This window comes from Mesorhizobium sp. M1143 (assembly GCF_040318435.1).
Taxonomy (GTDB): domain Bacteria; phylum Pseudomonadota; class Alphaproteobacteria; order Rhizobiales; family Rhizobiaceae; genus Mesorhizobium.
In genome coordinates, this window is record NZ_JAMYMJ010000006.1 from 173,065 (window position 1) to 184,965 (window position 11,901).

12 protein-coding genes are annotated in these 11,901 nt (G+C 63.2%); 10 read left to right on the forward strand and 2 right to left on the reverse strand.

Features of this window, described 5'->3' with window-relative positions; genetic code table 11:
* Nucleotides 1-5: 5 nt before the first annotated feature.
* Nucleotides 6-785, forward strand: a complete 780-nt coding sequence (locus NKH35_RS07785; protein ID WP_023687902.1) for an SDR family oxidoreductase — start codon at nt 6-8, stop codon at nt 783-785.
* A 62-nt stretch (nt 786-847) separates the two neighbouring features.
* Here the strand turns inward: NKH35_RS07785 and NKH35_RS07790 are convergent, their stop codons facing one another.
* Nucleotides 848-1,795: a GlxA family transcriptional regulator gene (locus NKH35_RS07790; RefSeq protein ID WP_023687903.1), complete on the reverse strand. Its 948-nt coding sequence runs from the start codon at nt 1,793-1,795 to the stop codon at nt 848-850.
* Between the two features lie 88 nt (nt 1,796-1,883).
* On the opposite strand from NKH35_RS07790, the gene NKH35_RS07795 reads away from it, so the two are divergent.
* From NKH35_RS07795 to NKH35_RS07825, 7 genes are all read left to right on the forward strand, one after another.
* Nucleotides 1,884-2,591: a DJ-1/PfpI family protein gene (locus NKH35_RS07795; RefSeq protein WP_023733170.1), complete on the forward strand. Its 708-nt coding sequence runs from the start codon at nt 1,884-1,886 to the stop codon at nt 2,589-2,591.
* Nucleotides 2,592-2,712: 121 nt separating this feature from the next.
* A complete protein-coding gene (locus NKH35_RS07800) occupies nt 2,713-3,447 on the forward strand; it encodes a FadR/GntR family transcriptional regulator (RefSeq protein ID WP_023668124.1) in 735 nt (244 codons plus the stop codon).
* Complete coding sequence (locus NKH35_RS07805; RefSeq protein WP_023733169.1) at nt 3,444-4,640, forward strand: PLP-dependent transferase; 1,197 nt, start codon at nt 3,444-3,446, stop codon at nt 4,638-4,640. Before NKH35_RS07800 ends, NKH35_RS07805 begins: the two co-directional genes overlap by 4 nt.
* A gap of 26 nt (nt 4,641-4,666) precedes the next feature.
* Complete coding sequence (locus NKH35_RS07810; RefSeq protein WP_023733168.1) at nt 4,667-5,944, forward strand: ABC transporter substrate-binding protein; 1,278 nt, start codon at nt 4,667-4,669, stop codon at nt 5,942-5,944.
* A gap of 272 nt (nt 5,945-6,216) precedes the next feature.
* The gene (locus tag NKH35_RS07815; RefSeq protein ID WP_023685296.1) at nt 6,217-7,140 is read left to right on the forward strand and encodes a carbohydrate ABC transporter permease; all 924 of its coding nucleotides are present in this window, start codon (nt 6,217-6,219) and stop codon (nt 7,138-7,140) included.
* Entirely contained in the window at nt 7,140-7,988 is an 849-nt protein-coding gene (locus tag NKH35_RS07820) for a carbohydrate ABC transporter permease (RefSeq protein ID WP_023691354.1), read from the forward strand. Before NKH35_RS07815 ends, NKH35_RS07820 begins: the two co-directional genes overlap by 1 nt.
* Nucleotides 7,989-7,991: 3 nt before the next feature.
* A complete protein-coding gene (locus NKH35_RS07825; RefSeq protein WP_023668129.1) occupies nt 7,992-9,059 on the forward strand; it encodes an ABC transporter ATP-binding protein in 1,068 nt (355 codons plus the stop codon).
* Between the two features lie 2 nt (nt 9,060-9,061).
* On the opposite strand, the gene NKH35_RS07830 is transcribed toward NKH35_RS07825, so the two are convergent.
* The gene (locus tag NKH35_RS07830) at nt 9,062-9,904 is read right to left on the reverse strand and encodes an AraC family ligand binding domain-containing protein (RefSeq protein ID WP_081725414.1); all 843 of its coding nucleotides are present in this window, start codon (nt 9,902-9,904) and stop codon (nt 9,062-9,064) included.
* Nucleotides 9,905-10,151: 247 nt separating this feature from the next.
* Between NKH35_RS07830 and NKH35_RS07835 the strand changes: the two genes are divergently transcribed.
* Together NKH35_RS07835 and NKH35_RS07840 are read left to right on the forward strand one after the other, a co-directional pair.
* Nucleotides 10,152-11,618, forward strand: a complete 1,467-nt coding sequence (locus tag NKH35_RS07835) for an alpha-glucosidase/alpha-galactosidase (RefSeq protein ID WP_031197811.1) — start codon at nt 10,152-10,154, stop codon at nt 11,616-11,618.
* A gap of 98 nt (nt 11,619-11,716) precedes the next feature.
* The coding region (locus NKH35_RS07840) for a hypothetical protein (RefSeq protein ID WP_352914031.1) at nt 11,717-11,901 on the forward strand (185 nt) is incomplete at its 3' end.

The window sequence follows — 11,901 nt, forward strand, 5'->3', positions numbered from 1 at the left end:
CAGCCATGGCTGAGCGCCTGTCCGGCAAACGCATCTTCCTCACCGGCGCCGCGCAAGGCATCGGGCTTGCCATCGCCGGGGCCTGCCTGGCCGAAGGGGCAAAACTGTTCCTGGTCGATCGCGACGGCGCGCTGCTGGACAAAACGGTCGCCGGCCTTGCCGCACCGCAGGGCCATGTCGGACATACCGCAGCCGACATCAGCGACGGGGCCGCGATTGCCGCTGCCGTCAGCCGGGCGACCGACGCGATCGGGCCGATCAACGCGCTGATCAACAATGCGGGGATGAATGTGTTCTCGACGCCGCTCGAGGCGACCGAGGAGGAGTGGAATCGCAATTTCGACGTCAACGTCAAGGGCGCCTGGAATTGCAGCAAGGCGGTGCTGCCAGGAATGATCGCAAATGGCGGTGGCGCGATCCTCAACATCGCCTCGACGCACAGCTTCACCATCATCCCTCATACCTTCCCTTATCCCGTGGCCAAGCACGCGCTGCTTGGGCTGACCAAATCGCTGGCGCTGGAATATGCCGGGCAGGGCGTGCGCGTGAACGCGCTGGCGCCCGGTTATGTCGAGACGCAGAAGGCGACCGACTATTGGAACAGTTTTGCCGATTCGGTTGCGGCGCGCGCCAGGACGCTGGCGCTGCATCCCGGCGGCCGCATCGCCTCGGCGCGCGAGATCGCGCTGGCCGCTGTGTTCATGATTTCTGAGGAGTGCCCGTTCATGAACGCGGCGACCCTCGTCGTCGATGGCGGGCTCAGCCAGCTACAGCATCCCGCCTGAACGCTGGAGAGGCTCTATTTCTACGGCGTCGACCGCCGGCTTAATGGCGCAAGCCCTCGCGATCAGAAACGCTCGCGATAGGCGCGCGGATTGGTGCCCAGCACGCGCAAAAAACCGCGCCGCATGGTTTCTTCCGAGCCGAAACCGCAGCGGCGGGCCGTCTGGTTGACGGGCTGGCCCCGCTCCAGCATCCGTCGCGCCGCCTCGATCCGGATCTCCTCGATCGCGCGGGCGGGTGTCCGGCCCGTGGCCTCGCGATAGCGCCGCGAGAAGCTGCGCGGGCTCATATTGGCGTGGTCGGCCAACTGCGTGAGCGACAGGTCGCCGGCCAGATTTTCGAGGATCCAGCCATGCAGCCGGTCGAAGCGCCCGTCGCCTTGCTGCAGCTTGAGGGTTTGGCTGAACTGCGCCTGGCCACCGGGACGTTTCAGGAAGACCACCAATTCGCGCGCCACGGCAAGCGCCGTGTGCCGGCCAAGGTCGGCCTCGACAAGGGAGAGGGCGAGATCGATCCCCGCCGTTACGCCGGCGGATGTCCAGACATTGCCGTCGCGGATGAAGATCGGATCGGGTTCGAGGCGGACCGCGGGAAAGCGCCGGGCGAACTCCGCGCAGCGTCCCCAATGGGTCACCGCGCGGCGGCCGTCGAGCAGGCCAGCCGTCGCCAGCAGCATGGCGCCGCTGCAGACGGAAGCGCTTCGCGTGGCATCGCGCGAGCGGCTGGCAATCCATTCGACCAGCTGGGCATCGTCGCAGGCCGCGTTGACGCCCCATCCGCCGGGGACAAGCAGCGTGTCGATCTCACCTCCGTGGGTTGGCAGCGCCGTGGCCTCCAGCACCAGACCGGCCGAGGTCCTTATCCGGGGCGAGGCGGCGACGACCACGACCTCGTAGGGGGCCGGCTCGCCCGCCTGCCGCTTGAAGTCGTTGGCGCTGGCAAAGACCTGGAGCGGTCCGCTGACGTCGAGGAGCTGGATGTCGGGATAGGCAAGCACTTCGATACGGCGCATCGGGTTTTGGCCTGAAACGAGGGGTGAATGGCAATCGTGCCAAACCATGATGCCGTAGATTGCCCGAAGTCAACCCACGGAGATTTCCATGCCCCTTCGTTTCGGCATCCTCGTATTCCCCGACGTCCAACAACTCGACCTCACCGGCCCATACGAAGTCCTGGCATCGGCCAAGGATGCCGAGGTGGAACTGATCTGGAAGGATCGCAACCCGGTGACGTCATCGACGCGCCTCTCGCTGACGCCAACCGCGACCTTTGACGATTGCCGGCCCCTCGACGCGCTGTGCATTCCTGGCGGGGGCGGGGTCAACGCGCTGCTGGAGGACCAGACAGTCCTCGATTTCGTGTGGGAGCGCGCGGGGCAGGTGCGCTACATCACCTCCGTTTGCAGCGGTGCCCTGGTGCTTGGGGCGGCCGGACTGCTGAGGGGCAAGCGCGCGACCACGCACTGGTATGCGCATGATTTCCTTGAGGAGTTCGGAGCGATCCCGGTCGACGAGCGTATCGTCGAAGACGGCAAGCTCATCACCGCCGGCGGCGTCACTTCGGGGATCGACTTCGGCCTGGCGCTGGTTGCGAGGCTGCTTGGACAGGAGGAGGCCGAGATCGTGCAGCTCTCGCTCGAATACGCCCCGGCTCCTCCCTTTCGGTCCGGCACGCCCGCCGAGGCGTCGCCTGCGGTGCTGGCGCAGGCAAAAAAGCGCCTCTCTGGTTCGAGGCGGGTTCGCGAGGCAATCTTCGCTCGCTGGCGCGAGGCTCGCGCCGCCGCTGCGCCGGCGCGCATCCACGGCTGAAGCAGCAAGGCCGAAGGTGCATCCCCTGGCCCTTCGGCCTTGCTGCGTTTCCACTGTTGACAGGTCCCTTCGTCTGTGCAGAAATTGGTTGGACCATTGAACCACTTCGGTAATAGCCCCGGTGACCGAATTCAGCCTTCCGCCGATCCAGACGACGGCCCGCGACGACGCGGTGCTGAAGGCGTTGGCCGGCTTCGTCATGCGCGAGAAGCTGGAACCCGGTGAGAGGCTGCCGACCGAACGCATCCTCGCTGAGCGTCTGAAGGTCAGCCGCAACACGGTGCGCGAGGCGCTGACGCGCTGGGAAGGGCTTGGCCTGGTCGAGCGCCGGCAGGGCTCGGGCACCTATCTCAAGGCCGCCGTCTCGCTCGACATGCTGCACATGCCGCTGACGCTTGCCGGCGGCAATGATTTCACCGGCCTGATGCGCACGCTGGAAATCCGCCGCGCGCTGGAAGCGGAAGCCGCCGCCCTTTGCGCCATTCGTGCCGACAAGGACGACCTCGCCGAGATCGAGCGCAAGCTCGACATCATGGAGGAAGAGTTTCTCAGCCGCGCCGGCATGTCGTCGGAAGAGGACTGGGAATTCCATCAGGCGATCTACCGCGCCTGCGGCAATCCGCTGTTCGAGCAGATTATCGCCGCCATGCACGAACTGTTCCACCGCTTCTGGGAACATCCGCTCGGCGTGCGCGATTTCGGCCACGCAAGCTTTCCCTACCACCGCACCATGTTCGACTGCATCGCCGCGCACGATCCGGAAGGCGCCCGGGCCGAAGCGCTGAAGCTGATCGCCACGGTCGAGGACGATTTGAAGCGCGGCGCCGCCAACCTCAAACTTTCGGTCCGCACATGAACGAGCACAGCTTCGACCCAGGCATTTCCGGCAGCGACTATCTCGCCGAGGCGGCGACGCTTCTGGCGCATGACGACCCGTTCCCCGGCAATGCGGTGGTGCCGCCGATCTACCAGACCTCGCTGTTCACCTTCGCCAGCTATGCCGACATGGTCGACACCTTTGCCGGGCGCAGGAAACAGCCGATCTATTCGCGCGGCGACAATCCGACGGTGATGGAATTCGAGTCGCGCGTCGCAGCGCTTGAAGGTGCTGAAGCCGCACGTGGTTTTTCGAGCGGCATGGCTGCGATCAGCGCGACGTTGCTGGCTTTCGTCGGCGCAGGCGAACGCATCCTTGCGGTGCGCAATTGCTATGGCGACGCCTACCGACTGTTCGAGCGGCTGTTTCCGCGCCTGCATATCAAGGTCGACTATGTCGACGGCTCCGATCCGGATGCGGTGGCCGCGGCACTTCCCGGTGCGAAACTGCTCTACCTGGAAAGCCCGACCTCGATGATGTTCGAGCTGCAGGATCTCGAACATCTGACGCGGCTGGCGAAAGAGCAGGGCATCGTCACCACAATCGACAATTCCTGGGCGACGCCGGTGTTCCAGAAGCCGATCCTGCACGGCGTCGATCTGGTGCTGCACTCGGCCTCGAAATATCTCGGCGGCCACAGCGATACCGTCGCCGGTGTGGTGGCGGGCTCGGCCGCCCATATCAAGCACATCAACGACCAGACCTACTCGCAGCTTGGCGCAAAGCTGTCGCCCTTCGAGGGCTGGCTGCTGTTGCGCGGCCTGCGCACGCTGCCGCTGAGACTGCCGCATCACATGAAGAGCGGGCTCATCATCGCCGAGCGCTTGAAGGCGCATGACAAGGTCGAGCGGGTCAATCATCCCGCCTATTCCAACCATCCCGGCAAGAAGACGCTTGCCGGCTATGCCGGGCTGTTCTCCTTCGAGGTGACGGAGGATGTCGACATTCCCGCTTTCGTCGATGCGCTGAAATTTTTCCGCATCGGCGTCAGCTGGGGCGGTCATGAAAGCCTCGTCGTGCCGGCAAAGGCCTCGCTCGAGCAGACACCGGGTCTCAATTCGATGGCGCGCTTCGGCGTCAGCCCCCGAACCATCCGCTTCAATGTCGGATTGGAAAGCGTCGAAGACCTCTGGGCCGACATCGGCCAGGCCTTCGACAAAGCAAAAAAATGACTGGGTTCAAAATGGGAGTTCTGAACATGAAACGACTGAGCATCATGCTTGCCACCGCTGCCGGCCTGGCGATGTCCGCCAGCGGCGCATTGGCCGACACCACCCTCAAGCTGGTCGAGGTCATCACCAGCCCGCAGCGCACCGAATTCCTGAAGAAGCAGATCGCCGAGTTCGAGGCCGCCAATGCCGGCGTCAAGGTCGAGGTGGTCTCGCTGCCCTGGGGCCAGGCGTTCGAGAAATTCCTGAACATGGTGCAGGCCGGCGATACGCCCGACATCGTCGAGATGCCGGAGCGCTGGATGGGCCTCTACGCCACCAACGGCCAGCTCGAGGATCTCGGTCCCTACATGGCCAAATGGGATGATGCCAAAACGCTCGGCGACCGCGCCAAGCAGTTCGGCTCGACCGTCAACAACACCCAGTTCATGATCCCGTACGGCTACTATGTGAATGCGCTGTTCTGGAACAAGAAGCTGTTCAAGGAAGCCGGTCTCGACGGTCCGCCGGCGACGCTCGACGACTTCATCGCCGACTCCAAGAAGATCTCGGCCATTCCAGGCAAGTACGGCTATTGCTTGCGCGGTGGGCCGGGCGCCTTCAACGGCATGCACATGTTCATGAACATCGCCGCCGGCAAGGGCGGCTACTTCAACGAGGACGGCACCTCGACCATCAACGAGGAGGGCTCGGTCAAGGGCCTGCAGATGCTGGCCGACATGTACAAGGACGGGCTGGCGCCCAAGGATGCGGTGAGCTGGGGCTTTAACGAGACCGTCACCGGCTTCTATTCCGGCACCTGCGCCATGCTCAACCAGGATCCGGATGCGCTGATCGGCATTGCCGACAAGATGAGTGCCGACGATTTTGCCGTGGCGCCGCTGCCTGTGGGGCCAAGCGGCAAATCCTATCCGACGCTGGGCTATGCCGGCTGGGCGATGTTCGCCAATTCGCAGCACAAGGACGATGCTTGGAAGCTGATGGCGACGCTGTTGTCGCCCAAGGACAATCTCGAATGGGCCAAGGAAGTCGGCGTCGTGCCGATCCACAATGGCGCCGACCAGGATGCCCACTTCAAGACCGAGCAGTTCAAAGGCTGGTTCACCGAACTCAGCGACACTTCCAAATATGAAATGGTGACGCCGCCGACACATCTGGAGAACCTCGGCAATTTCGTCGACCAGGTGGCGATCAAGAATTTCCAGGAAGTGCTGCTCGGCCAGAAGTCGGCCAAGGACGTTGCCGATCAATGGGCCGCGTTCCTGACCAAGGAACAGCAGGACTGGCTGGCCAAGAACAAGAAGTAGTTCTTCCACCTTCTCCCCGTTTACGGGGAGAAGGTGGCCCGAATGCATGTCGCCCAAAAGTGCGTAGCGGTTTTGGGACAACGACATGCATAGACAGGCCCGGATGAGGGGCAGCGCGAGCACCCCAAGGCTGGCGCCGCCCCTCATCTGCCTGCCCGTCCTCCGCAGCAGCTGCGCTGCAGCTACGGAGGGTGGACCGGCATCTTTCTCGTGAGCGGGTAGGACGCTTGTCGCCAATCCCGGCGCTCCTCCAGGAGACGATTTAGCACCCAATGACCTACGCCGTGTCCGAAATACGATCCGCCGGCCGGCCGCGAAAGAAGCGGCTGACGCATGCAGCAATCGAGCCCTGGCTTTATCTTTCGCCGGCGATCGTTCTGCTGGTCGTGGTGCTGCTGGTGCCGCTGATCATCGGCATCAGCTATTCGTTCCGGAAGTTCTCCGCCTTCAAATCCGAATATGTCGGTCTAGGCCAGTATCAGGCGATGCTGACCGACCAGGTGCTGGGGCAGGCGCTGGTCAACACGCTGTGGTGGACCGTCGCCAGCCTGTTCTTCCAGTTCTTCCTCGGCCTGGGTCTGGCGTTGCTGCTCGACAAACCGTTTGTCGGGCGCAAGTTCGTGCAGGCGGTGGTGTTCCTGCCCTGGGCGGTGCCATCTTTCCTGTCGGGCCTGACCTGGGCGTGGCTGTTCAATCCGATCATCGGACCACTGCCGCATTGGCTCTTCACGCTCGGGCTGAAGGCCGAGCCGACCAATGTGCTGTCCGATCCGGCCACCGCCATGTGGGGGCCGATCATCGCCAACATCTGGTTCGGCATTCCGTTCTTCGCCATCACTCTGCTGGCGGCGCTGAAGTCGATCCCGTCGGAACTGCATGAGGCGGCCGCAATCGACGGCGCTTCGCCCTGGCAGCGCTTCACCAAGGTGACGCTGCCGTTCCTGGCGCCGACCATCGTCATCACCGTCATGCTGCGTACGATCTGGATCGCCACCTTCGCCGATCTGATCTTTGTCATGACCGAGGGCGGGCCGGCAGGCTCGACCAGCACGGTGCCGGTCTACATCTATGTCAGTGCCTTCAAGTCGCTGGACAAGGGCTATGCCTCCGCGGTGGCGGTGCTGCTACTGGTATTGCTCATCGCCTATGCGATCGCGCTGATCGCCATCCGCCGGTTGCTGGTGAGGCACGTCTGATGATTGCCGGACGCTCTACCTCCTCGCGCATCTTCAGCGGCGTCGGCCTCTACGCGGCGATTGCCGCCTATATGATCTTCGCCCTGTTCCCGATCTTCTGGACGCTGAAGATTTCGGTGACGCCGGAGCGGCTGCTCTATTCCGAGGGCATCACGCTGTGGCCGTCGCAGACGACCTTCCGCAACTTCATCACTGTCCTGGAAGCCTCTGATTTCCCCCGCTATTTCCTCAACAGCGTCATCGTCTCGGTGTCGACCGCGGCGCTCGTCACGGTCATCGCCACCCTCGCCGGCTACGCCATGTCGCGCTTCACCTTTCGCGGCAAGGCGACACTGGCGATCATGCTTTTGCTGACGCAAACCTTCCCGCTGGTGATGGTCATTCCGCCGATCTACCGCGTCATGGGCGAGCTTGGCCTGACCAACAGCCTGGTCGGTCTGATCATCATCTACACGGCCTTCAACACCGCCTTCGCCACCTTCCTGATGCAGTCCTTCTTCGACGGCATTCCGAAGGATCTGGAGGAAGCGGCGATGATCGACGGCTGCACGCGGGCGCAGGCGATGCGCAAGGTGATCGTGCCGCTGACCTTGCCCGGCATGGGCGCCACGCTTGGCTTCGTCTTCACCGCCGCCTGGAGCGAATTGCTGTTCGCGCTGATGCTCATTTCCAGCGACGACCAGAAGACGTTTGCCGTCGGCCTGCTCACCTATATCGGCAAGTTCGCCGTCGACTGGGGGCAGATGATGGCGGCGTCGATCCTGGCGCTGATCCCGGTCTGCATCTTCTTCGCCTTCCTGCAACGCTATCTCGTCACCGGCCTCACCGCCGGCGCGGTCAAAGGATAATCGATGGCTTCCGTCACGCTGCAAAACGTCGAGAAGGACTACGGTTCGCTGCGCATCCTGCACGGCGTCGACCTCGAAATCGCCGATGGCGAGTTCGTCGTGCTGGTCGGCCCGTCCGGCTGCGGCAAGTCGACCCTTTTGCGCATGATTGCCGGGCTGGAGGAAGTGTCGGGCGGCGAGATCCATATCGGCGATCGGCTGGTCAACGATGTCGCGCCGAAGGACCGCGATATTGCCATGGTGTTCCAGTCCTACGCGCTCTATCCGCACATGGACGTGTCGTCGAACATGGGCTTCAGCCTGCTTTTAAAGAAGGCGGAGAAGACGACGATCGACGGCAGGGTAGGGGCGGCGGCCAAGCGCCTCGGCCTCGACAGTTTCCTCGGACGTCTGCCCAGGCAACTGTCCGGCGGCCAGCGCCAGCGCGTCGCCATGGGCCGCGCCATCGTGCGCGATCCCAAAGTGTTCCTGTTCGACGAACCGCTCAGCAATCTCGACGCCAAATTGCGCGTCCATATGCGCGCCGAGATCAAGGCGCTGCACCAGCAGCTCAAGACCACATCGGTCTATGTCACCCACGACCAGATCGAAGCCATGACTATGGCCGACCGCATCGTCGTCATGCATGACGGTTACGTCCAGCAGGTCGGCCATCCGCTCGAACTCTACGATCGGCCGATCAACACTTTTGTGGCCGGCTTCATCGGCTCGCCCGGCATGAATTTCTTTCCAGCGACAGTCGCCAAGGGCGGCAAGGTGGATGCGGTGCTGGCCGACGGCCAGAAGCTCAGATTGCCTGATGGCTTGCCATCGAAGGATGGCGATGTGCTCACCGTCGGGCTACGGCCGGAGCACATCCAGCTTGCCGACGATGGTCCGCTCAAGGCAGAAGTCGAGGTGGTCGAGCCGCTCGGCCTGTCGACGCAGTTCTATGTCCGGCTCGCCAACCAGCTGGTTTGTGTCTTCGTCATGGGACGCAGCACTATCCGACCGCGCGATACGGTGCGGCTGTCTGCCGATCCGGCGGCGCTGCATCTATTCGATCCCGCAAGCGGCAACCGCATCGGGTAATCCTATCGAAGGCTGCCCAGGCTGGCATACATGCCGGTGGTACGGAACTGCGTCGGGTTGATGCCGTAGAGCCGGCGGAAGACTTTCGAGAAATAGTTGGCGTCCTCGAAGCCGCACAGGATGGCGACCTCCTTGACCGGCAGGAAATCGGCTTTGGTTAGCAGCTTCGCCGCCCGCTGCAGCCGCTGCTGCAGCACGAACTCGGCCGGCGGAACGCCTTCGCTCTCGGCGAAGCAGCGCGAGAAATGGGCGCGGCTGAGGCCGCTGATCTGGACGAGCTCGGCCACGGGCAAGGGCTTGTCGAGATTGGCGTTGATATGATCGATGACCGGCTGCATGACGCTCTGTTTCTCAGTGAAGGCGTGCGAGCCGAAGACATCGTCGTAAAGCGCCATCGCCGCCTCATAGGCGATTGCCGAAGCAGCGCCAGGCGAAGCGCCGCCCTTGATCAGGCGCAGGCTGCAATCGGCGAGATGATCGATCGTCTCCGGCTGCAGCCGAAACACCGGGCCGGAGACGCTGAGTATGGATTTGTGGACGCGCAGCGCCTCCTCGCCATTCATCGAGATCCAGAAATATTCCCAGCGGTCGCCCTTCTCCAGCCAGTAGCGATGGTTGTGTGGCACCAGCACCAGCAGCGTGTCGTTGGCCTGCAGGCGGTAGTTGCGGTTCTCGTAGCGCAGCTGGCCGGTGCCGCTGATCGTGTGCTGCAGCACGGTGAACGGTGTCTGGCCGCGCTTGCGCCCATCCCAGTCATAGGTCACGCCCTCGCGTACTTCATAGCCGGTGCTGGTCGGCATGGCATGCAGGCGCTGGCGGCCGCGCGGCAGCGAGATGGTGCGCATCAACTGTCCGTTGGCGATCAGATCATGCAGCACAAAATTACCCTCGAAAGCATAATCGTTCTCTGGCCGCGCCCTGGAATAACGGCATAATCCAAATCCTGAGAACGCGAAAGACCCGCGGTCGAGGAGCGGGCGGGGAGGAGAACGAGCCGGAATTCCGGCTCGAATGGCATGCGCGCCAAGGCGGGCCGCCATTCCCTTTCCTGTTGCTCCTTACCCGGCATTCGAATGGATCGAGGTGAAGGTGATGAGTTTCAAAATCGCTATTATCGGCGCGGGCAGCGTCGGCTTCACCAAGAAGCTGTTCACCGACATTTTGTGCATCCCGGAATTCAGCGACATCGAATTCGCGCTGACCGATCTCAGCGAACACAATCTGCAAATGATCAAGGCGATCCTCGACCGCATCGTCGAGGCCAACAAGCTGCCGACCAGGGTGACGGCGACGACCGACCGCCGCAAGGCGCTGGAAGGCGCGCGCTACGTCATCAGCTGCGTCCGGGTGGGCGGGCTCGAAGCCTATGCCGACGATATCCGCATTCCCTTGAAATACGGCATCGACCAGTGCGTCGGTGACACGATTTGCGCCGGGGGCATCCTCTACGGCCAGCGCAACATCCCGGTCATCCTCGACTTCTGCAAGGACATATTGGAGGTCGCCGAGCCAGGCGCCAAATTCCTCAACTATGCCAACCCGATGGCGATGAACACCTGGGCGGCGATCGAATATGGCAAGGTCGATACGGTCGGCCTCTGCCACGGTGTCCAGCACGGCGCCGAACAGATCGCCGAAGTGCTCGGCGCCAAGTCGCACAGCGAACTCGATTATGTCTGCTCCGGTATCAACCACCAGACCTGGTTCATCGATTTGCGGCTCAACGGCCGCAAGATCGGCAAGGACGAACTGGTGGCTGCCTTCGAGGCGCATCCGGTCTATTCGCAGCAGGAAAAGCTGCGCATCGACGTGCTGAAGCGCTTCGGCGTCTACTCCACCGAAAGCAACGGTCATCTCTCCGAATATCTGCCCTGGTATCGCAAGCGGCCGGACGAAATCACCCGCTGGATCGACATGTCCGATTGGATCCATGGCGAGACCGGCGGCTATCTTCGCTACTCCACGGAAACCCGCAACTGGTTCGAGACGGAATATCCGCAATTCCTCGAAGCGGCGTCGAAGCCGCTCGACGTATCGAAGCGCTCGAACGAGCATGCCAGCCATATTCTCGAAGCGCTGGAGACGAACCGCGTCTATCGCGGCCACTTCAACGTCAAGAACACCGGCATCATCACCAATCTGCCGCAGGACGCGATCATCGAATCGCCCGGTTTCGTCGATCGCTTCGGCATCAACATGGCGTCAGGCATCACGCTGCCGGAAGCCTGCGCGGCCACCTGCATGGCTTCGATCAACGTTCAGCGCATGTCGGTGCATGCGGCTGTTACGGGCGACATTGACCTGCTCAAGCTCGCGGTGCTGCACGATCCGCTGGTGGGTGCGGTGTCGACGCCGGAAGAGGTCTGGCAGATGGTCGACGAGATGGTCGTCGCCCAGGCGCGTTGGCTGCCGCAATACGCCGATGCCGTGCCGGCCGCCAAGGAGCGGCTTTCGAAATCGATGGTGAAAACCCGCGACTGGGCGGGTGCGGCGCGGCGCAAAGTGCGCTCGATCGAGGAACTGCGCGCCGAAAAAACGGCCCTGAAACAGGCCGGCTGAGAATGCTGGCAGGCGGACAGCGGGAGGCCGGTTCGCCAATCAGCCGTCATGAATAGATGCGGGCAGCAGCAGACGTCGAAACATCTGGGAGGAACACAATGAGGAACTTTCGTGGAATTGGCATTCTCGCCGGGCTGGCGCTGAGCGTCTCGGCATCGGCGCTTGGCAGTGCATACGCGTCCGAGCCGACCACGCCGCCGGCGCCGGCGGGGGGTGCCGCCGCGGGCCAGAGCGTATACCTCGCCCGCGCGGGCCTGCGGGTGGTCCCGGCGGGGGGCGCGTG

What these genes read in the sequence shown, in the direction of transcription:
- NKH35_RS07785 (WP_023687902.1), top strand. Translation starts at nt 6, where the DNA reads ATGGCTGAGCGCCTGTCCGGCAAACGCATCTTCCTCACCGGCGCCGCG.
- NKH35_RS07790 (WP_023687903.1), bottom strand. Translation starts at nt 1,795, where the DNA reads ATGCGCCGTATCGAAGTGCTTGCCTATCCCGACATCCAGCTCCTCGAC.
- NKH35_RS07795 (WP_023733170.1), top strand. Translation starts at nt 1,884, where the DNA reads ATGCCCCTTCGTTTCGGCATCCTCGTATTCCCCGACGTCCAACAACTC.
- NKH35_RS07805 (WP_023733169.1), top strand. Translation starts at nt 3,444, where the DNA reads ATGAACGAGCACAGCTTCGACCCAGGCATTTCCGGCAGCGACTATCTC.
- NKH35_RS07810 (WP_023733168.1), top strand. Translation starts at nt 4,667, where the DNA reads ATGAAACGACTGAGCATCATGCTTGCCACCGCTGCCGGCCTGGCGATG.
- NKH35_RS07815 (WP_023685296.1), top strand. Translation starts at nt 6,217, where the DNA reads ATGACCTACGCCGTGTCCGAAATACGATCCGCCGGCCGGCCGCGAAAG.
- NKH35_RS07820 (WP_023691354.1), top strand. Translation starts at nt 7,140, where the DNA reads ATGATTGCCGGACGCTCTACCTCCTCGCGCATCTTCAGCGGCGTCGGC.
- NKH35_RS07825 (WP_023668129.1), top strand. Translation starts at nt 7,992, where the DNA reads ATGGCTTCCGTCACGCTGCAAAACGTCGAGAAGGACTACGGTTCGCTG.
- NKH35_RS07830 (WP_081725414.1), bottom strand. Translation starts at nt 9,904, where the DNA reads ATGCGCACCATCTCGCTGCCGCGCGGCCGCCAGCGCCTGCATGCCATG.
- NKH35_RS07835 (WP_031197811.1), top strand. Translation starts at nt 10,152, where the DNA reads ATGAGTTTCAAAATCGCTATTATCGGCGCGGGCAGCGTCGGCTTCACC.